Below are 19,217 nucleotides of genomic sequence, written 5' to 3' on the forward strand. Positions count from 1 at the left end.
TGCGGAACCTCCTCACGCGACGCGCGTGAGGAGGTTCCGTTCTTCCACGGCCGCCCGCTGCAGGACCTTGTACCCCTGCTCGCCGAAGAAGACGGTGAGTCGATCGTCCTCGACCTCCACCACGCTCCCGCGTCCCCACTCGACGTGTTCGACCTCGGCGCCCGCGGGGAACGGTGTGTCCGCGCTCGGCTCTGCGGCCTCCTCGGCGGTGCCGTCACGGCACGTGTCGCAATTGCGACAGGACGCCGATCCGTCGTCTCCGAAGTAGCCCCGCAGAACTTTCCGGCGGCAGTCCCGGGTCTCGGCGTACCGGCGCATGACATCGAGACGCGACCGCTCGATGCGCTCCCGACGTTCGGCGGCTTCCCGGGCGAGCGCCGCAGCCTCCTTCGGCCGCCGCACCGCGATGATCGTCGCGCCCTTCTGATCCACCACGACCACTCCCGCTTCGACGAGGAGGTTGACCAGGCCTGTGACGCGACGCGTCGGAAGTCCGAGCTTGTCGGCGAGCGCGCGGATCCGCAGGGGCGTGCCGGCCTTCACCAGCGTGCGGTAGACCCGGCTCACGGCCTCGGTGTCGACGGTGCGCGCCGTGAAGTACTTCCGTATTCCGAGATCCTCGGATCGGTAGAAGAGCACGGCTCGCGCCGGTTCGCCGTCTCTGCCCGCACGTCCGGTCTCCTGCGTGTAGGCGTCCAGCGATTCCGGAACCGCGGCATGCACGACGAAGCGCACATCGGGTTTGTCGATGCCCATGCCGAAGGCATTCGTCGCGACGACGACGTCGACCTCGTCGCCGAGGAACTTCTCGTGCGTGCGTCGTCGCTCGGCCGCGGAGAGGCCGGCGTGGTAGGTCTCGGCGCGAACGCCGTCGGCGCGCAGGATCGCGGTGAGGTTCTCGGCGGCACGCCGGGTCGAGGTGTAGACCAGTCCCGGGCGGGGGAGCGTCGGAATGAGCTGCCGCAGCTCGCGATCCTTGTCGGCCTCTTCTGAGAATCGGCGCACATCGAGGTCGATGTTCGGTCTGTCGACCCCCCGTACGACCAGGAGCGGATCGGTCAGGCGCAGACGTGCGCCGATCTCCTCGCGCACGGGTGCGGCGGCGGTGGCCGTGAGCGCCACCGCCGGCGGGCGGCCGAGACGATCCCGAACGTCGCCCAGGCCGAGGTAATCGGGCCGGAAGTCGTGTCCCCAACTCGCGACGCAGTGCGCTTCATCCACCACGAACAGGCCGACGCTCTGACGCGACAGCCTGTCGATCACGTCGTCCTTGGCGAGCTGTTCCGGCGCAAGGAACAGGAACTCGACGTCGCCCGCCGAGACCGCCTCCCACAGCTCCTCCTCGGCCCGCTCGCCGATCGTGGAGTTCAGCATCGCGCCGCGCGGAGCGCGCGGTGCGTCCGCGAGGCCGGCCAATTGATCGGCCTGGAGGGCGATGAGCGGGGAGACCACGATCGTCATGCCGTCACGCAATACTCCGGCGAGCTGGTAGACCGCGGACTTCCCCGCGCCGGTGGGAAGCACGGCGATGACATCTCGATCATCGAGAAGGGCGGAGATCGCCTCCTCCTGGCCGTCTCGCAGCTCGTCCCACCCGAAGAGCTCGCGGGCGGCCCGGACGATCCTCGATGTCGGCATACCGATCCTCTCCTCGGGAAACGAGGATCATCCTGACACCCCGACCCTCGGAGGGTTTCCGGGCTTGACACGAGGGGAGTGACCCTTCAGAAGAAGGGGTGCCGGCCAGAGGAAGGGGTGCCGGTGGTGGGAGTCGAACCCACACGCCCTTTCGGGCAACCGAGTTTGAGTCGGTCGCGTCTGCCATTCCGCCACACCGGCACGCGGCGGCCGGCCGCGTCCGCCCTCGACCCTATCGCAGCGAACGCCCCTCGATTGCGGGGCCGCGTGGGGGAAGCCGTAGGATTGCGGGGTGACTGAGTCAGAGCAGGCCGGACAAGAGCAGGCCGCCGCATCCGCCCCCCGCCGGGTCGTCGTCGCCGAGGATGAGTCGCTCATCCGTCTCGACATCGTCGAGATCCTCCGCGACAACGGATTCGACGTCGTCGGAGAGGCCGGCGACGGCGAGACCGCTGTGCAGCTGGCCACCGAGCTGCGGCCCGATCTGGTCATCATGGACGTCAAGATGCCGCAGCTGGACGGCATCAGCGCCGCCGAGAAGCTGAGCAAGAACCACATCGCCCCCGTGGTGCTCCTCACCGCCTTCAGCCAGAAGGAGCTCGTCGAGCGCGCGAGCGAGGCCGGTGCCCTGGCCTACGTGGTCAAGCCGTTCACGCCCAACGACCTCCTCCCCGCGATCGAGATCGCTCTGGCCCGGCACGAGCAGATCATCACGCTCGAGGCCGAGGTCGCCGACATGGTCGAGCGCTTCGAGACCCGCAAGCTCGTCGACCGGGCGAAGGGCCTCCTGAACGAGAAGATGGGCCTCACAGAGCCCGAGGCGTTCCGCTGGATCCAGAAGGCGTCGATGGATCGCCGCCTGACGATGCAGGATGTCGCCAAGGCGATCATCGAGCAGCTCGCCCCCAAGAAGTGACCGCCGACCCTCCCTCGGGTGCCCCCGTCCCACACGCGGACGGAGTGGAGATCACCTGGGAGGACGCGCGCGCGGTCAATCTCGCCAACTGGCAGGACCGGGCCGCACTTCACGAGGAGGCCTACGGGCTCGAGGCCTTCGACGACCCGGAACATGTGTCCGAGGTCGTCAGCGATGATCTGGCGGCGCTCCTGCCGTTCGTCGGAACGTTGCGCGGGAAGGATGTCTGTCACCTGCAGTGCCACATCGGCACGGACACCGTCTCGCTCGCCCGAGCCGGTGCGCGGGTGACCGGGCTGGATTTCAGCGACCGTGCCCTCGAGGTCGCGGCGCGGCTGGCGGAACGCGCCGGTGTCGACGTGACCTGGGTCCTCGGCGACGTGCTCGACGCCCGAGCACACGTGGACGGCGATTTCGACATCGTCTACACCAGCGTGGGAACGATCGGCTGGCTTCGCGATCTCGATCGCTGGGCCATGCAGATAACGGCCCTCCTGCGGCCAGGAGGACTGTTCTACATCCGGGACGGGCATCCGATGCTGTACACGATCGACGAGGATGCCGACGACGATCTCGTGCGGCACCGCTACTTCGCAGACGGCACGGCGCAGATGTGGGACGACGATTCCACCTACGCCGGTGACGGCCGGGTCGCACATTCGCGAACCTACGAATGGCCCCATCCGCTCTCCGAGACGATGAACGCCCTCATCTCCGCCGGATTGCGGATCGAGAAGCTCGACGAGGGACGAGTGCTCCCGTGGCGGTTCAGTGGGCGGATGGTTCCCGTTGACCACGGATGGATGTGGCCCGAGGGTGTCCGCGATCGCATCCCCGCGACCTTCACGATCATCGCGCGGAAACCTGCCTGACGGCGCGCTCAGCGGTCAGCGACCACATCCTTGATGTGGTTGGTGATCCGCACCGTCGAGCAGCGGCGTCCCTGATCGTCGCGCACGATGATCTCGTGCACCGTGACATTCCGACCGAGGTGGAGGGGCGTGCAGACGCCGGTCACGAAGCCGGAGGTTGCCGATCGGGTGTGCGTGGCGTTGATGTCGACACCGACGGCGAGCCGCCCGGGTCCGGCATGGAAATTGGCGTGCATCGACCCGAGCGACTCACCGAGGACGACGTACGCGCCGCCGTGGAAAAGGCCTACGGGCTGGGTGTTGCCGGCCACCGGCATCCGCGCTGCGCACCGCTCGGCGGTGAACTCCAGCCACTGGAAACCCATCTTCTCGGCGAGAGCCCCGATGCCCCGGGCCTCGGCCCAGGCGAGCTGATCGGGGGCGGTGTCGACAGTGTCGGTCATCGGCGGGTTCCTGGCTCAGGGGGTGTCTCACCCCGCGTCTAGGCTGTCAGGGTGACGGACTCCGCAAAGCCTACCCTCCTCGTCGTGGACGGCCACTCGCTGGCCTATCGGGCGTTCTACGCCCTCCCGGTCGACAACTTCTCGACCAAGGACGGGCAGCACACCAACGGGATCTACGGGTTCCTGGCGATGCTCATCAACCTCATCAAGGCCGAGAAGCCCACGCATCTCGCTGTCGCCTTCGACACCTCGCGTCAGTCCTTCCGCACGCGCCAGTACGCCGAGTACAAGGCCAACCGCTCCGAGACCCCGAAAGAGTTCCAGGGGCAGATCCCGCTGCTGAAGGAGTGCCTGGCGGCCATGAGCATCCCGGTGCTCGAGCAGGAGGACATCGAAGCCGACGACATCCTCGCCACCCTCGCCACGCGGGGAGCGGCCGAGGGCTTCCATGTCCTCGTGTGCTCCGGCGACCGCGACACCATCCAATTGGTCACCGACGACATCACGCTGCTCTATCCCAACGTCCAGGGCGTTTCGCAGCTCAAGCGGTATGACACCGACGCCGTGCGCGAGCGCTACGGCGTGGAGCCGGCGATGTACCCCGATGTCGCGGCCCTCGTGGGCGAGACCAGTGACAACCTGCCCGGGGTGCCGAAGGTCGGCGAGAAGACGGCGGTGAAGTGGCTGAACCAGTTCGGTTCGCTCGACGACCTCCTGGCGCAGGCCGACAAAGTGACCGGCGTCGTCGGGAACAATCTCCGCGAGCATCTCGATGACGTGCGGCGGAATCGCCGGCTGAACGCCCTCCTCACCGACGTCGATCTCCCGGTCGGCCCCGCCGACCTCGCGGTCAGGCCGATCGATGCCCAAGCTGTGCGCGAGATCTTCGCCCAGCTGGAGTTCCGAACGCTGCTGCCGCGCGTGTTCGAGGCCGCGGGCGTCGACCAGGCCATGTCCGCGCAGGCCGCCGTCCCCACCGCGACGGCGCCGGCACCCGCCGAGCCCGACGCCTCCGGCCTCGCAGCATGGGTCGATCACGCCTCCGGCGACGTCGCCGTCACGATCACCGTCGAAGGCGGACGCCCGGGTCGGATCGGGCTCGCGACCGCTGATGCAGCCGTCGAGGCGACCTGGTCCGAGGAGATCGCCGCCGCGCTCACCCCGTGGCTGCTCTCGGAATCACCCAAGGTCTTCACCGATGCCAAGCCCCAGGTCAAGGCGCTCCGACGCGAGGGGATCCGGCTGGGAGGACTGGCCTTCGACACGATCCTGGCGGGCTGGCTCCTGCGACCGAGCTTCCCCGACAAGTCGCTCGCCGACCTCACCGATCGGTTCCTCGGCGAGAAGCTCCCCGAGGCGGACCCCGCCCAGCTCGTACCCGAGACCGAGGGAGCAACCCCCGGTCAGCTGTCGTGGTTCACGCTGCGCGTCGCCGAGGCGCAGCGGTCGCAGCTCGCGGCATCCGTCCTCTCCGTCCTCACCGACATCGAACTCCCGACGCTGCAGACCCTCGCCGATATGGAGCTCGCCGGCGTGGCGGTCTCGCATGAGAAGCTGTCGGCCTTCTCCGGGGAGCTGGGCGACCGCGCCGACCGGATCGCGCAGGAGGCCTACGCCGCGATCGGCCGCGAGGTCAATCTCGGGTCGCCCAAGCAGTTGCAGGAGGTGCTCTTCGAGGAACTGCAGCTGCCGAAGACCCGGAAGACCAAGACGGGGTACTCCACGGATGCCGCGGTGCTCGCCGATCTGCAGGAATCGCACCCCCATCCGTTCCTCAACCTGCTGCTCCAGCATCGTGAGGCCACGAAGCTGCGTCAGATCATCGAGTCGCTCGACAGTGCGATCGGCGGCGACGGGCGCATCCGCACCACCTACCTCCAGACCGGATCCCAGACGGGACGTCTGTCGAGCACCGATCCGAACCTGCAGAACATCCCGATCCGCACGGAGGAGAGCCGCCGCATCCGGTCGGCCTTCGAGGTTGGCGAAGGCTACGAGGCGCTGCTGACGGCCGACTACTCGCAGATCGAGATGCGCATCATGGCGCATCTGTCAGAGGATCCGGGCCTGATCGAGGCGTTCAACTCCGGCGAGGACACCCACCGGTTCGTGGGTGCCCGGGTCTTCGGCGTCGCCCCCGAGGATGTCACGCCGGCGATGCGGACCAAGGTCAAGGCGATGTCCTACGGGCTGGTCTACGGGCTCTCGGCCTTCGGGCTGTCCAAGCAGCTGCGGATCGAGCAGTCCGAGGCTCGGGAGCTGATGCTCGAGTACTTCGCTCGGTTCGGCGCCGTGCGCGACTATCTGCGGACCTCCGTCGAGAAGGCGCGCATCGACGGGTACACCGAGACCATCTTCGGTCGTCGGCGGCCCTTCCCCGATCTGAACAGCCCCAACCGCGTACTGCGCGAGAACGCCGAGCGCGCGGCACTGAACGCGCCGATCCAGGGCAGCGCCGCCGACATCATGAAGGTCGCGCTCTTCCGCATCCACGACGAACTGACCCGTCAGGGGCTGGGCTCCCGGATCCTCCTGCAGATCCACGACGAACTCGTCGTCGAGGTCGCGCCGGGGGAGTGGGACGCGACCGAGAGGATCGTTCGGGAGCGGATGGCGGATGCGGCGGAACTGACGGTCCCGCTCGACGTGCAGATCGGCCGCGGCGCGGACTGGAACGCGGCCGGCCACTGAGCGATCCGATTTCCGGCCGGTAGGTCGACATCACGGCGGCGACGGTGATCGTGACGTTGGCGTTCGGGGGACAGGGATGCCTAGGCTCAGAGGTATGACAGACGCATCCCGCACCCCCACGCCGATCGACACGATCGCCGAGGCGTGGGTCGACACCCTGGCCGAACTCGACCCGTCGCTGGCGACGTACATCGGCCGCTCCGAGCACAACCACCGCTACGGCGACTACTCTCCCGAGGGTCAGGCCCGGGTGATCGACGAGGCGAAGAAGGTCCGTGCGGCGCTGACCGCGGCGACCCCCGTGGATGACATCGACGCGGTCACGAAGGAGGACCTGACCCGCGAGCTCGACCTCCAGATCGAACTCGACGAGGCGCGGTGGCATCTGCGCGATCTGAATGTCATCGCCTCGCCCGCCCAGGACATCCGCGCGGTGTTCGATCTCATGCCCACGGACACCGCCGAGGATTGGTCGGTCGTCAGCGAGCGGATGGCGGCTCTCCCCGCCGCTGTGCACGGGTACATCGCGTCCCTCCGGGAGGGCATCGCGCAGGGGGTGGTGCCCGCACGCCGACAGGTCGTCGAGGTCGCCACCCAGATCGCGCGCTACACCGCCGACGCGGGCTTCTTCACCACGTTCGTCGGCAACGCCGCTCCCGCTGAGGGGCAGCTTCCGGCATCGCTGGCGCGAGAGCTCTCCGATCGCGCCGGTGCCGCCCGCGTCGCCTACGACGAGTTGGCCTCCTTCCTCTCCGGCGAACTCGCACCGGCTGCGACGGAGAAGGACGCGGTGGGGCGGGATGTCTACGCACTCATGTCGCGCCGTTTCCTCGGTGCGACGATCGACCTCGACGAGACGTACGAGTGGGGTGTGGAAGAGCTCGCGCGCATGGTCGCCGAGCAGGAGCAGATCGCCGATGAGATCAGCCCCGGCGCATCGGTGGAGGAGGCCGTGGCCTTCCTGGAGAAGGATCCGTCTCGCAAGCTCCACGGCACCGAGGCGCTGCAGAAGTGGATGCAGGAGACCAGCGACCGCGCGGTGGCCGAGCTCGGAAAGACCCACTTCGACATCGCCGAGCCGATCCGTCGCCTGGAGTGCATGATCGCCCCGACGAACGAGGGCGGGATCTACTACACCGGGCCCACGGACGATTTCTCCCGTCCCGGCCGCATGTGGTGGTCGGTGCCCGAGGGCGTCACCGAGTTCGACACCTGGCGCGAGCTCACCACGGTGTACCACGAGGGTGTGCCGGGTCACCACCTGCAGATCGCGCAGGCGGTGTACAACCGCGCCCAGTTGAACTCGTGGCGGCGGTTGCTGGCCGGCCCGTCGGGCCACGCCGAGGGGTGGGCGCTGTACGCCGAGCGCCTCATGGAGCAGCTGGGGTACCTCGATGATCCGGCCGATCGCCTGGGGATGCTCGATGGCCAGCGGATGCGGGCCGCCCGCGTCGTGCTCGACATCGGCGTGCACCTCGAGAAGCAGCGGCCCGACGGGGAGGGAGTGTGGGATGCTCCCTTCGCGCTGGAGTTCATGCGGCGCAACGTCAACATGCCGGATGAGTTCGTGCAGTTCGAGGTGAACCGGTATCTCGGCTGGCCGGGGCAGGCGCCGTCGTACAAGGTCGGCCAGCGCATCTGGGAGCAGCTGCGCGATGACTATCGCGAGGCCAACGGCGCCGACGCCGATCTGAAGGCCTTCCACAAGAAGGCGCTCGACATCGGAGGCGTGGGCCTGGACACGCTTCGCACGGCGCTCGCGCGCTGACGGGCGGAGACGTCCCCGAGGGAATAGTCTGAGAGTCGCAGCGTTTCATTCGTCTGAATAGGTCCGTCGGGCCGGAGAGAAAGGGCGACCATGATCCAGTTCGGACTCCACACCTTCGGGGACGTCACCGTCGATGCCGACGGCCGCGAGCTGTCGCAGGCGCAGACCCTCCGCAACCTCGTCGATCAGGCAGTGCTCGCCGACGAGGTCGGCCTCTCCTTCTTCGGCGTGGGGGAGCATCACCGCCGGGAATATGCGGTGTCGAGCCCGGAGGTCGTGCTCGCCGCGATCGCGTCGCGGACACGCGACATCCGTCTCGGAACCGCCGTGACCGTACTGTCCTCCGACGAGCCGGTGCGGGTCTTCCAGCGATTCGCCACCCTTGACGCCCTCTCGAACGGTCGCGCGGAGCCCATCCTCGGACGGGGGTCGTTCACCGAGTCATTCCCGCTGTTCGGCTACGAACTGAAGGATTACGAGGTCCTCTTCGAGGAGAAGCTGGAGCTGTTCGCCGAGCTTCTGACCGAGAAGCCGGTCACCTGGGAGGGGACGACCCGTCGGGGACTGTCGAACGTCGAGGTCTTCCCCAAGACCGAGGGCGGAATGCCCGCCTGGGTCGGGGTGGGCGGCTCGCCCGAGTCGGTCGTCCGTACGGCCCGCTACGGCTTCGGCCTGATGCTCGCCATCATCGGCGGCCCCGCTGCCCGCTTCGCGCCGTATGCGGACCTGTTCCGCCGGTCGCTGGCATCCTTCGGCCACGACGCACGCCCCATCGGGGTGCACTCGCCCGGCCACATCGCCGACACCGACGAGCAGGCGTGGGAGGAAGCCTATCCGGCCTTCGACGTCATGTTCTCGACGATCGGACGCGAGCGGGGCTGGCCCCCGTACAACCGTCTGCGCTTCCAGCAGGACGTCGGCGAAGGCGCGATCTACGCCGGCTCGCCCGAGCGCGTCGCGCGGAAGATCGCCGACACCGTGCTGACCCTGGGGCTCGATCGCTTCGACCTGAAGTACTCCAACGGCACGCTCGGACACGAGAAGCTCATGCGCTCGATCGAGCTGTTCGGCACCCAGGTGATCCCGCGGGTGCGCGAGTTGGTGGCTGAGGCACAGGCGCGGGATGCCGCGGCGGAGCCTGCGACGACGGCAGCGCCCTAACATGACTGCGTGAGCATCCGAACGACGCCCGGCTCGGTCAGCGACCGTCTCGACGGCCTGCCCTTCACCCGTCGGCACCTCCGCGTCCTGACCGGATCGGGGGTGGGCTGGGCGCTGGATGCGATGGACGTCGGACTCATCTCCTTCGTGATCGCGGTCCTCGCCCAGCAGTGGAGTCTGACCGGCACGGAGACCTCGCTCATCGCGTCCGCAGGTTTCCTCGGGATGGCGGTGGGGGCGAGTCTCGGTGGGTTGCTCGCCGACCGCATCGGCCGCCGCTCGGTCTTCGCCGTCACCCTCCTCGTCTACGGACTGGCCACCGGGGCCAGTGCGCTGGCGGGGGCGGTGGCGGCGCTCCTCGTTCTGCGATTCGTCGTCGGGCTGGGGCTCGGCGCCGAGCTCCCCGTCGCCTCGACCTACGTCAGCGAACTCGCGCCCGCCCGGATCCGTGGCCGGGTCATCGTGATCCTCGAAGCGTTCTGGGCGGTCGGGTGGACCGCAGCGGCGTTGATCGGATTCTTCGTGATCCCCGCGTCCGAAGACGGCTGGCGGTGGGCTTTCGCCCTCGGCGCCATCCCGGCCGTCTATGCGCTCGTGGTGCGCTGGGGTCTGCCCGAGTCGGCGCGGTGGCTGGAGCGACGGGGCCGCGCGCGCGAGGCCGATGAGGTGCTGCGGTCGTTCGAGACCTCGCCGGCGCTCTTCTCACGGGGGTCGGTGCCCGAGGCCGCCGCACCGTCGCCGGTCTCCAGCGGCGAGACCACGCACGTGCGTACGGGGGTCGGAGCGCTCTGGAGCGCCGAGTTCCGTCTTCGCACCCTGTGCCTCTGGCTGGTGTGGTTCTGTGTGAACTTCAGCTATTACGGCGCGTTCATCTGGATCCCCTCGATCCTGGTCTCGCAGGGGTACGACCTCGTCCGCTCCTTCGGATTCACCCTGATCATCACCCTCGCGCAGCTGCCGGGGTACGCCGCGGCGGCGTGGCTGATCGAGGTCTGGGGCCGGCGCGCGACCCTGTCGGTGTTCCTCGTCGGCTCCGCCGTCTCGGCAATGCTGTTCGGAACGGCCACGAGCGAGGCGACCGTGATCGCCACGGGCATGGCGCTGTCGTTCTTCAATCTCGGCGCGTGGGGCGCGCTGTACGCGATCACGCCCGAGACCTATCCCACCTCGGTTCGGGCGACGGGGGCCGGTTGGGCGGCGGGTGTCGGAAGGATCGCGTCGATCATCGCGCCGCTCGCGGTACCGCCGCTGCTGGGTCTGGGCGGTGCGCCGCTGCTGTTCGTCGTCTTCGCGGTCTTCTTCGCCGTCGCGGCGACCGGTGCCTGGGGTCTGTCCGACCGGCGGGGCCGGGCTCTGGATGACCGCTGAGCGTTTGTAGGCTGGTCCGATGGGTGCAGTGCGCTACGTCGCCATCGGGGATTCGTTCACGGAGGGCGTCGGCGACGAACGTCCCGACGGCCGCACCCGCGGGTGGGCGGATCTGGTCGCGCAGGGATGGGCCGATGCGAGCGGCGAGCCGGTCCAGTACGCCAATCTCGCCATCCGGGGGAAGCTGGTCTGGCCTATCGTCGAGGAGCAGCTCGAACCCGCGCTGGCCCTGAAGCCCACGCACCTGTCCTTCAACGGCGGCGGCAACGACATGCTTCGCCCCCGCACCTCGATCCGCCGGATCGCGGACGCGTTCAGCCAGGTGCTGCGCCGATGCGACGAGGAGGGGGTGCGTCTGATCCTCCTCTCCGGAGCCAATCCCTCGCCGCAGCTTCCACTCAGCCGCGTCATCCAGCGCCGGGGCGACCTTCTCTCCCGTGCCGTGGTCGGGCGCGTCGAAGACCGCCCCGACGTCATCCGCGCCCTCAACTGGCCGGATCGCCAGCTCTCTGCGCCACCGTTCTGGTCGGCCGACCGGCTCCACATGAACAGCCGCGGCCATCATCGGGTCGCGGCCCGCGTCCTGACCGCACTGGGCTTCGCACCGCCCGACGACTGGTGGTCGCTGCCCGAGCTCGACCTCGCTCAGCTCGGCCGCAGAGAGTACTACCGCGAGCACCTCGGACCGTGGGTGCGCCGACGATTGACCGGCACCTCATCCGGAGACGGCAGGGCGCCCAAGTACGCGAAGTGGGTCACGCTCGCACCGTCGACGTCCTGACCCCCTCGCGGCAACGTCGACACTCAAACGGGGCGCACCGCGTAGCGGAGCTCGGCGAACTGCCCCGCCCGTGTCATCGATTCGAGCCGAAGTCGGTCGGGTCCGATGCGCCGGGGGAGGAGCGGGCGCCCGGCCGGCAGGGTGGCCGGGGCCACGGAGAGCCGGATCTCGGAGAGGAGCCCTGCATCGGCGAATTGGCCCGCGAGGTCGCCGCCACCGACGATCCAGACCACGCGCTCGGCGGCGGTACGGCGGATCTCCGGCCACTGCGCTGCCACATCGCCCCGCGCGAATCGGACATCCGCCCCCTCGATCCGGGGCAGATCACGCGAGGTGAAGACCCACGTCGGCCGGTCGCCGTAGATCTCCGTCCACTTCTGCGGGTGCGAGAGGAATTCTTCGTGATCGACGACCCATTCGTACGTCGTCGACCCCATCACCAGGACGCCGACCGTGTCGAGGAACGTCGAGAAGTCACTCTCGGCCTCCGCGGCACCGGGTGTCGCGAACAGCCAGTCCAGGGAATCCTGGTCGTCAGCAAGGAAACCGTTGAGGGTCGTCGCCGTGTGGAAGATCACCGCAGTCATGGCCGAAGCCTAGAACCGACGTCCGACATGCCGCATCCGACCCCTGCATGTCAAGTGGGTGCGCGGGGGGTCCGCGGCGCGCCACAGTAAAGGCGGGTACCGCCCTCGCATACCCGGAAAGGGGAGACCCATGAGTATTGGTGCCGGCATCGCGCTCTTCGCCATCGGAGCGATCCTCGCGTTCGCGGTCAACGTTCAGGTCGAGTGGGTGAACCTCGACCTCATCGGCTACATCCTGATGGGCGCCGGAGCGGTCGTCTTCCTCCTCGGCATCGTGCTGCTCGCCCGTCGCCGGAGTACCGAGTCGGTCAGTCGGACGACGGTCGACCCCGCGACCAACGAGCGGGTCACGCGTCAGTCGACCAGCCGTCCCGACGACGCCGCCGGACTCTGACGCGCGCCCGGCGGACCGTAGGCTCGAGGGATGAGCCCCACGACTCCGCCGGGTACCGCCCTGATCACCGGGGTCGGACGACGTCGGTCAATCGGTGCCGCGCTCGCGCTCGGTCTCGCCCGCGATGGGTGGGACCTGGTCCTCAGCCACTGGGAGGCGTACGACGAGCGCGTCGGACTGGATCGCGGTGCGTCCGACCCGGACGATATCGCGGACGCGTGCCGCGCAGAGGGCGCGGCGGTGACGGTCGTCAGCGGGGATCTGTCCGACCCTGCCGTGCCGGAGCAGCTCGTCTCCGCAGCATCCGTGAGAGGCGACCTCCGAGCGCTGGTGATGTCTCACTGCGAGTCCGTGGACAGTTCCGTTCTCACCACCGACGTCGAGAGCTTCGACCGCCACTTCGCCGTCAACGCACGGGCGACGTGGCTTCTCATCAAGGCCTTCGCCGAACGGCTTCGTCCGGATGCGACGGAGGGACAGGCGACGGGATCGATAGTCGCCCTGACGAGTGATCACACCGCGCACAACCTGCCCTACGGCGCCAGCAAAGGCGCGCTGGATCGGATCGTCATCGCAGCGGCCGTCGAACTGGGGGAGCGCGGGCTGCGTGCGAACGTCATCAACCCCGGGCCGATCGATACGGGCTGGATGGATGACGACACCCGGCGATGGACGCGGGACGCCACCCCCGCAGGCCGTCTCGGCACGCCCGACGACATCGCGAACACCGTCCGGTTCCTGTTGTCCCCGGCGGGCTCGTGGGTCAACGGACAGCTGCTGAAGGTCAACGGCGGATTCGCCGCCGGCTAGACGCGACAGCTGCGGCGCCCCGCCCGCACGGGGAGGTCGATGCCTCCCGGGCTAGACTTCCGGCGTGATCGGACCGCTCGTGATCGACTTCGACGGAGTCCTCCGGGTCTGGGACGCAGCGATCATCTCGGATGCCGAGGCAGCGCACGGTCTTCCGGCGGGTCGACTCCGTAAGGCTGTGTTCGACGATGTCGCCCGCCTGCACCGCGCCGTCACCGGTGAGATCACCGACGACGAGTGGCGCGAGCAGATCGCCCTCGAGCTCGAAGCATCGTTCGGACCCGGTGGCCGTCGCGCCGTCGCGCAGTGGTCGCTGCCGGCCGGTCGCGTCGATGAGGAAGTGCTGCACCTTCTTCGGCGGGAACGAGGACGCCGCACCATCGCCCTCTTCAGCAACGCCACGACGCGGCTGGATGCGGATCTCGACCGCCTGGGATTGTCCGACGAGTTCGACGTCGTCTTCAACTCCAGCACGCTGGGTGTGGCCAAGCCGGCCCGCGCGGCCTTCGTCGCCGTCGCGGAGTCTTTGGATTCCGACCCCGCCGAGTGCTTCTTCGTCGACGATGCCGAGCCCAACATCCGTGCGGCGGCGCGCATCGGCTTCCGGACGCATCTGTACGTCGATCCTCGCCACCTGGAGTCTGCGCTGACCGGGTGAGGCAGGCGACGGCGCACCGGTTACAGCGCGCCCGGACGACGCAGCGCTCCGCGTGCCGACGCGCACCCGGCGACGGCGGATCCGGCGGGGTCCTCACCGCGAAGAGCAGCGACGATATAGCCGGCGGCGAAGGCGTCGCCGGCTCCGGTGGTGTCGATCACATCCGCGACGCGGTCGACGGCGACAAGGGTGACGTCGTCGTCCTGACGGATCTGCACCGGGTCACCGCCGCGCTTGACGACGAACACCGTCCCTGCCGGGAGGCCGACCCGCAACTCGTCGAGGAACACCGCCTCCTCGGCGTTGGCGAACACCACGGCGGGGGAGAGGTCGACGAGGAGGGTGCGCACCCTCTCGCTCCCGAGCGCCCGCATCGTCGCGACGCTGGAGAGATCGACGCTCACGGGCACCGCGCGTTCGCGCGCCCACGCGGCTGCCGAGAGCAGGGCGACACGCGAGAGCGCATCGGCGAACCCGTACAGCGGGAGGTGCAGCCAGCGGGTGCCCTCGAGCCATGCGGGATCGATCGCTTCCAGCTCCGCGGCGGCGCCGCGGTCGGTGAGCATCGTCCGTTCGCCGAGCTCATCGACGAGGATCACGATCGACCCGGTTCGTCCCGCGCGTTGCACGAAGACCTCGGCCCCGGAGCGCTCGAGCTCGTGGACGAGCGCCTCGCCCTCGGCATCCGATCCGACCCTGCCGATGAATCGGACGGCTGCCGCGGGCGCCGCGACCGCGGCGACATTGGCGGCGCTGCCGCCCCGGGTGTGGGTGATCGTCACCGGGTTGTCGGTGCCGCGCTCCAGGGAAGAGGCCCCGAGGACCACGATGTCGGCCAGGAGATCTCCGATGACGGTCAGCATCCGTCGCCGCCGGCGAGAGCGGCGGCGATCTCGGCGCCGAGGGCGACATTGCCCCGGTACACCTCGACGTTGACATCGAGGCTTCGTCCCCCGGTCTCGCGCTGCATCTGGTCCAGAAGGAACGGCGTGGTGTCGTGACCGGAGATCCCGGCCGCCGCGGCGGCCTGCAGGGCGCGGGCGAGCACCTCATCGTGAAGAGCGGGCGGGAGCTGCACCTCGGGGTCGACGGGACGAGCGACGAGGAGCGTCGAGGCGATGCCGAGCGCGTCGCGGGCACGGGCGATGTCGGCGATCTCGGTGGCGGACTCGGCGGAGTAGTCGATGTCGAGCCCCGAGTCGGCGATGTAGAAGCCTGGGTAGTCCGTGGTGCGGTAGCCCACGACAGTGAGATTCAGGGTCTCCATGCGCTCCAGCGTCAGGGGGATGTCGAGGATCGACTTGACCCCTGCGCTGACGACGACGAGGGGGAGAGCCGCGAGCGTCGGCAGGTCGGCCGACTCGTCGAAGGTCTGCTGCGCATCACGGTGGACGCCGCCGAGACCACCCGTGGCGAACACGCGGATTCCGGCCCGGTGCGCGAGGAATGCCGTTGCCGCCACCGTCGTTCCACCGCTCAAACCCTTTGCCGCGGCGACCGGCAGATCGCGCAGGCTCAGCTTGACGACCGCGTCGTCGTTCGAGAGGCGTTCGATCTGCGCGGGGGAGAGGCCGACGGTCGGACGCCCGTCCACGACGCCGATCGTCGCGGGGACGACGCCGCTGTCGCGGAGCCGGTCTTCCGCTTCCCGCGCGACCTCGAGGTTACGGGGCCGGGGGAGTCCGTGGGTGAAGATCGTCGACTCCAGCGCGAGGACGGGGATGCCGCGGTCCAGGGCGTCCTGCACGTCCGGCGCGACGACGAGTCCGCCGAGGGTGTGTCGGGGTGAGGTCATCGGGTCTCCGTCCGGTTGTCGGGATCAGTCAATCAGGACGGCGGCTGATGTCTGAGACCTTTCTCATCTCGGCCCTTCCCTCTCGGAACCGCTCATAGGCTCTGGCCATGACGCGCCGACGCTTCGCCCTCGCCCTCCCCGCCCTCGCTGTCGCGGGTCTCCTCGCAGCGCTGCCGACGACCGGAGCCGCCGCAGCACCACCGGCAGCACGGGGCGCGTCGGTCGATCAGATCCGCCTCCCGGACGGTTTCCAGCCCGAGGGGATCGCGGTCGACAACCGGGGGACCGCCTACTTCGGTTCGCTCGTGGACGGCGACATCTACGCCGCAGACGTGCGCAGCGGCGAGGGATCGATCATCAGTGACGGGCCGGGCGTCCCCGCTGCGGGGCTCAAGGTCGACCAGCGCGGGAGGCTCTTCATCGCGGGCGGACCCACGGGTGTCGCCCGCGTCGTCGACGCGGCCACCGGCGAGGAGCTCGCACGCTACCAGCTGACGGCGCCCGGCGGATTCATCAACGACGTCGTCCTGACCCGCGATGGCGCGTGGTTCACGAATTCCTCGGCCGCAGAGCTGTACTTCCTGCCCGTCCCGCGCTCAGGCGATCTGCCCGATCCGTCCGAGATCGTCACGCTGCCGCTCACGGGGGAGTGGGTGCAGCGGGAAGGCTTCAACGCCAACGGCATCGCGCTCACGACCAACCGTCAGGCGCTGCTGGTGGTCCAGTCGGCCACGGGCATCCTCTTCCGCGTCGACCCCGAAACCGGTGTCGCCACGGCCGTGGACCTGGGCGGCTACTCACTCGTGAACGGCGACGGCCTTCTGGTGGTCAATCGCACGCTCTACGTGGTGCAGAACCGGCTGAACCAGGTGGCGGCGTTCCGCCTCGACGTGCAGGGAACCGCGGGGACGCTCGAGGAGATCATCACGAGTGCGGCGTTCCGTGTGCCGACGACGGTGGCCGCGTATCGACAGGATCTCTACCTGCCGAACGCCCGATTCGGAACCCCGCCGACGCCCACGACCGACTACGACGCGGTGCGTGTGGATCGCTGACCCGCTGCAGGGGAGGACTCCCTGCGTGACATCGTCCCACGTCACCGACGTGAGTGCTGTCCCGGCGGATTCGCGACCGGCTAATGCAAGGGACGCGGCCTCCCTCTTACGATGGGCAAATGAGGGCCCTCGACGAACGACGTTCCTCCGCCCGGCCGACGACGGTCATGCTGATCGGAGTATTGGTCGTGACTCTGGTCGCGCTCGTCGCGGTCGGCTTGATCTGGTGGGTCGCCGTGCCGGTTGGGCCAGAGGCTTGTTCTCTCGTGTTGCCAGGCCCGGGAAACTGCTTCATTCATGATCGGCTGGCCGCTGCAACCGTTTGGACTGTGGTCATCGCACTCGCGTATCTCGCCGCGATCGTTGCGACTGTGCTTCTCTCCCGGCGGTGGCCCAGGGTCGTCGGCGCGGGGATCGTTGTGCTGCTGGTGTTGGGTGTCGCAGGGTTCGTTGCTGCAGCCTGGATCCCTGCACTCGCGTGAGAGACGGGCCCAACTGCAAGGGGTCAACGGGTTCGTCTTGAGGTGTAGTCAAGGAAAGTGGCGCCGGCGTTGCGGCGGTGTTTGTCGGTGACGTTGTAGCTGTAGTTGAGCGAGTCGGCGACGACGGGCGCGGGTAGCTCGAGCACGAGGGCGCGCATCGCGGCGTTTCGTGCACCGCGGAGGTCGATTCCGGCGTCGCGGAGCTTGTTCATCAGCGTGGTCTGGTTCAGGTGCTTGCCGGGGCGGCGGCCGGGGAAGAGCCAAGGGGTGTCGCGATGGGCGGCGGTGTTCCTATTCGGTAGCGCCGCAAGGTGGTTCCGGATGATCTGCGCGAACGGGCCGGGAATGGTGAGCGCGTCGTCGGTGAACGACACGGTGAGCGCGTTGTGCTCGTCGCGGACTTGGACGAGCTGCATGCCGACGATGCGGGTGAGTGGTTGCGCGTAGAGGAGGAGCAGGAGGGCTGCCGCGCGTTCGTCGGTTGTGAGTTTGTCGCCTGGTTCGATCAGACGGGCGATGTGCTCGAGTCGTTGCTGTTGGGTGATGACGGGTTCGGTCTTGGCCACCCGGTAGGGGAATGTCAGCGACGGGATGTGTCGGTGCGCGATCGCCCAGCGGACGAATGTGCGTGCCAGGCTGCGCGTGGTGGGGCCGGTGGCGAGCCAGTCGTCGACGCAGGACTGGGTGCAGGTAGCGGGGGCGAGTCCTGCGCCGCGGACGTGCGCGAGAAAGTCGAGTGCGACGGTGGTGGATTGCTTCGCGGCGAGAAAGCTGCCCTTCTTCAAGTCGCCGGCGTCGGCGAGACGCTGCAGCCTGTTGAGGTGAACCCAGCGGGCGTATTGCTTGATCAGGCGGGCGTCCGCGGGGTGCGCGGCGGGGAGTTTGGCGTCAAGCCAGGTGGCGAATCGTTCGACGTCGAGGTGGACTGGGGGGAGCAGTCGGTGTTCGATGCAGAGCTCTCGGAGGAAGGCGACTTTCGTGGGCTCGGGGTGGTCGGTGAACGTCGCATGCTCCATGGGGACGACGTCGTGGGCGAGGTCTCGGAGCAGTCTGGTGGCGTCGGGGTTGACGGTCAGCCAGGTGCGGGCGCTGCGGGCGCGGGTCTGCTGGGTCAGCGCGGTGAAGAGCGGCATCACGGTGGGGTTGATCGCGCCGGTTGGGTCGGCGAGGAGTGCCGTGAGGTCGTCGGTGAGGCAGCAGTGGGCGCAGAGGCCGACGCGGACGGGTTCGTCTTCGCGGCCGCAGCGGGTGCAGTGGAAGTCTTTCGGGATGCCGGCGCAGTCGACGCAGACCGGGGTCTCGTCCAGGAGGCCGGGCAGCAGGCGGTGCTGACCGCAGGGGCGGCAGGTGCCGTGGATGCGGGTGGCGCGTTGGTAGCAGCGGCGGCAGATCGATCCCTCTGGCCAAGTCGTCGCGAACCTGACATCGCTGCGCGCGCAGCGCGCGCACTCCCGCAGCGCCCTTCCAGGGGTCACTGCGGTTTGCGGATTCGCGCGCGGGCGGGCCGGAACGCGCCCTGTGCGGGGGCGGCGTCGGCGGTTCCGGTGGCGCGATCGGGCGCGGCCTGGACCGTGATGGGGCAGAGCTCCTCGAAGCTGCAGTCCAGCGTGTCGAGGATCGCGCCCAGCAGGTTCAGGTTCATGCGCTCCGGGGTGCCGCCCACGAGGCGATAGATCTGCGAGTCCGAGAGGTGGATGCCGCGATCGCTGAGGTGCGGGATCAGGTCGGAGATGGTGTTCATCCCGCGGGCGGCCATCAGTTCCCGCAGCCGCCAGCCGTGCTCGATTCGACGTTGCAT

At 68.8% G+C, this 19,217-nt stretch carries 19 protein-coding genes and 1 tRNA gene; 12 read left to right on the forward strand and 8 right to left on the reverse strand.

Annotation, left to right across the window (positions count from 1 at the left end):
- Positions 1-12: 12 nt before the first annotated feature.
- Both MA875_RS10650 and MA875_RS10655 read right to left on the reverse strand, forming a co-directional pair.
- Positions 13-1,638: a RecQ family ATP-dependent DNA helicase gene (locus MA875_RS10650; RefSeq protein ID WP_248242267.1), complete on the reverse strand. Its 1,626-nt coding sequence runs from the start codon at positions 1,636-1,638 to the stop codon at positions 13-15.
- Positions 1,639-1,756: 118 nt separating this feature from the next.
- Positions 1,757-1,839: transfer RNA gene (locus MA875_RS10655), tRNA-Leu, on the reverse strand.
- 91 nt (positions 1,840-1,930) lie between these two features.
- Between MA875_RS10655 and MA875_RS10660 the strand changes: the two genes are divergently transcribed.
- Positions 1,931-2,554: an ANTAR domain-containing response regulator gene (locus MA875_RS10660; RefSeq protein ID WP_248242268.1), complete on the forward strand. Its 624-nt coding sequence runs from the start codon at positions 1,931-1,933 to the stop codon at positions 2,552-2,554.
- 44 nt (positions 2,555-2,598) lie between these two features.
- Complete coding sequence (locus MA875_RS10665; RefSeq protein WP_248242269.1) at positions 2,599-3,426, forward strand: class I SAM-dependent methyltransferase; 828 nt, start codon at positions 2,599-2,601, stop codon at positions 3,424-3,426.
- 8 nt (positions 3,427-3,434) lie between these two features.
- Here the strand turns inward: MA875_RS10665 and MA875_RS10670 are convergent, their stop codons facing one another.
- Complete coding sequence (locus MA875_RS10670) at positions 3,435-3,869, reverse strand: hotdog fold thioesterase (RefSeq protein ID WP_248242270.1); 435 nt, start codon at positions 3,867-3,869, stop codon at positions 3,435-3,437.
- A gap of 51 nt (positions 3,870-3,920) precedes the next feature.
- Here MA875_RS10670 and polA point away from each other — a divergent pair, with 51 nt between their 5' ends.
- The 5 genes from polA to MA875_RS10695 all read left to right on the forward strand — a co-directional run bounded on the left by polA (position 3,921) and on the right by MA875_RS10695 (position 11,638).
- Positions 3,921-6,560, forward strand: a complete 2,640-nt coding sequence (polA, locus tag MA875_RS10675) for a DNA polymerase I (RefSeq protein ID WP_248242271.1) — start codon at positions 3,921-3,923, stop codon at positions 6,558-6,560.
- A gap of 94 nt (positions 6,561-6,654) precedes the next feature.
- The gene (locus MA875_RS10680; RefSeq protein ID WP_248242272.1) at positions 6,655-8,328 is read left to right on the forward strand and encodes a DUF885 domain-containing protein; all 1,674 of its coding nucleotides are present in this window, start codon (positions 6,655-6,657) and stop codon (positions 8,326-8,328) included.
- A gap of 90 nt (positions 8,329-8,418) precedes the next feature.
- Positions 8,419-9,489, forward strand: a complete 1,071-nt coding sequence (locus MA875_RS10685; protein ID WP_248242273.1) for an LLM class flavin-dependent oxidoreductase — start codon at positions 8,419-8,421, stop codon at positions 9,487-9,489.
- Between the two features lie 9 nt (positions 9,490-9,498).
- Entirely contained in the window at positions 9,499-10,857 is a 1,359-nt protein-coding gene (locus MA875_RS10690; RefSeq protein WP_248242274.1) for an MFS transporter, read from the forward strand.
- Between the two features lie 19 nt (positions 10,858-10,876).
- Positions 10,877-11,638, forward strand: coding sequence for an SGNH/GDSL hydrolase family protein (locus MA875_RS10695; protein WP_248242275.1), 762 nt, complete (start codon positions 10,877-10,879; stop codon positions 11,636-11,638).
- A 23-nt stretch (positions 11,639-11,661) separates the two neighbouring features.
- On the opposite strand, the gene MA875_RS10700 is transcribed toward MA875_RS10695, so the two are convergent.
- On the reverse strand, positions 11,662-12,225 hold the full coding sequence (locus MA875_RS10700) for a dihydrofolate reductase family protein (protein ID WP_248242276.1): 564 nt from the start codon (positions 12,223-12,225) through the stop codon (positions 11,662-11,664).
- A 130-nt stretch (positions 12,226-12,355) separates the two neighbouring features.
- Here MA875_RS10700 and MA875_RS10705 point away from each other — a divergent pair, with 130 nt between their 5' ends.
- The 3 genes from MA875_RS10705 (at position 12,356) to MA875_RS17815 (ending at position 14,087) form a co-directional block, all read left to right on the forward strand.
- Positions 12,356-12,619 carry a DUF6458 family protein gene (locus MA875_RS10705; RefSeq protein ID WP_248242277.1) on the forward strand — a complete coding sequence of 88 codons (264 nt, stop codon included), beginning with the start codon at positions 12,356-12,358 and terminating at the stop codon, positions 12,617-12,619.
- Positions 12,620-12,649: 30 nt separating this feature from the next.
- Entirely contained in the window at positions 12,650-13,429 is a 780-nt protein-coding gene (locus tag MA875_RS10710) for an SDR family oxidoreductase (protein ID WP_248242278.1), read from the forward strand.
- Between the two features lie 64 nt (positions 13,430-13,493).
- Entirely contained in the window at positions 13,494-14,087 is a 594-nt protein-coding gene (locus MA875_RS17815; protein WP_248242279.1) for an HAD family hydrolase, read from the forward strand.
- A 20-nt stretch (positions 14,088-14,107) separates the two neighbouring features.
- Here the strand turns inward: MA875_RS17815 and MA875_RS10720 are convergent, their stop codons facing one another.
- Together MA875_RS10720 and MA875_RS10725 are read right to left on the reverse strand one after the other, a co-directional pair.
- Complete coding sequence (locus MA875_RS10720) at positions 14,108-14,950, reverse strand: carbohydrate kinase family protein (protein ID WP_248242280.1); 843 nt, start codon at positions 14,948-14,950, stop codon at positions 14,108-14,110.
- Positions 14,944-15,882 carry a pseudouridine-5'-phosphate glycosidase gene (locus tag MA875_RS10725; RefSeq protein WP_248242281.1) on the reverse strand — a complete coding sequence of 313 codons (939 nt, stop codon included), beginning with the start codon at positions 15,880-15,882 and terminating at the stop codon, positions 14,944-14,946. The genes MA875_RS10720 and MA875_RS10725 overlap by 7 nt, the downstream gene beginning before the upstream one ends.
- A 107-nt stretch (positions 15,883-15,989) precedes the next feature.
- Between MA875_RS10725 and MA875_RS10730 the strand changes: the two genes are divergently transcribed.
- Both MA875_RS10730 and MA875_RS10735 read left to right on the forward strand, forming a co-directional pair.
- The gene (locus MA875_RS10730) at positions 15,990-16,937 is read left to right on the forward strand and encodes an SMP-30/gluconolactonase/LRE family protein (protein ID WP_248242282.1); all 948 of its coding nucleotides are present in this window, start codon (positions 15,990-15,992) and stop codon (positions 16,935-16,937) included.
- 119 nt (positions 16,938-17,056) lie between these two features.
- Entirely contained in the window at positions 17,057-17,419 is a 363-nt protein-coding gene (locus tag MA875_RS10735) for a hypothetical protein (RefSeq protein WP_248242283.1), read from the forward strand.
- 23 nt (positions 17,420-17,442) lie between these two features.
- On the opposite strand, the gene MA875_RS10740 is transcribed toward MA875_RS10735, so the two are convergent.
- Together MA875_RS10740 and MA875_RS10745 are read right to left on the reverse strand one after the other, a co-directional pair.
- Complete coding sequence (locus tag MA875_RS10740; RefSeq protein ID WP_248242284.1) at positions 17,443-18,894, reverse strand: site-specific integrase; 1,452 nt, start codon at positions 18,892-18,894, stop codon at positions 17,443-17,445.
- Positions 18,891-19,217 (reverse strand): helix-turn-helix domain-containing protein, encoded by a 327-nt coding sequence (locus MA875_RS10745; RefSeq protein WP_248242285.1) that lies wholly within the window; start codon positions 19,215-19,217, stop codon positions 18,891-18,893. The genes MA875_RS10740 and MA875_RS10745 overlap by 4 nt, the downstream gene beginning before the upstream one ends.

The sequence above is a fragment of the Microbacterium kunmingense genome (genome assembly GCF_023155745.1).
Classification (GTDB): domain Bacteria; phylum Actinomycetota; class Actinomycetes; order Actinomycetales; family Microbacteriaceae; genus Microbacterium; species Microbacterium kunmingense.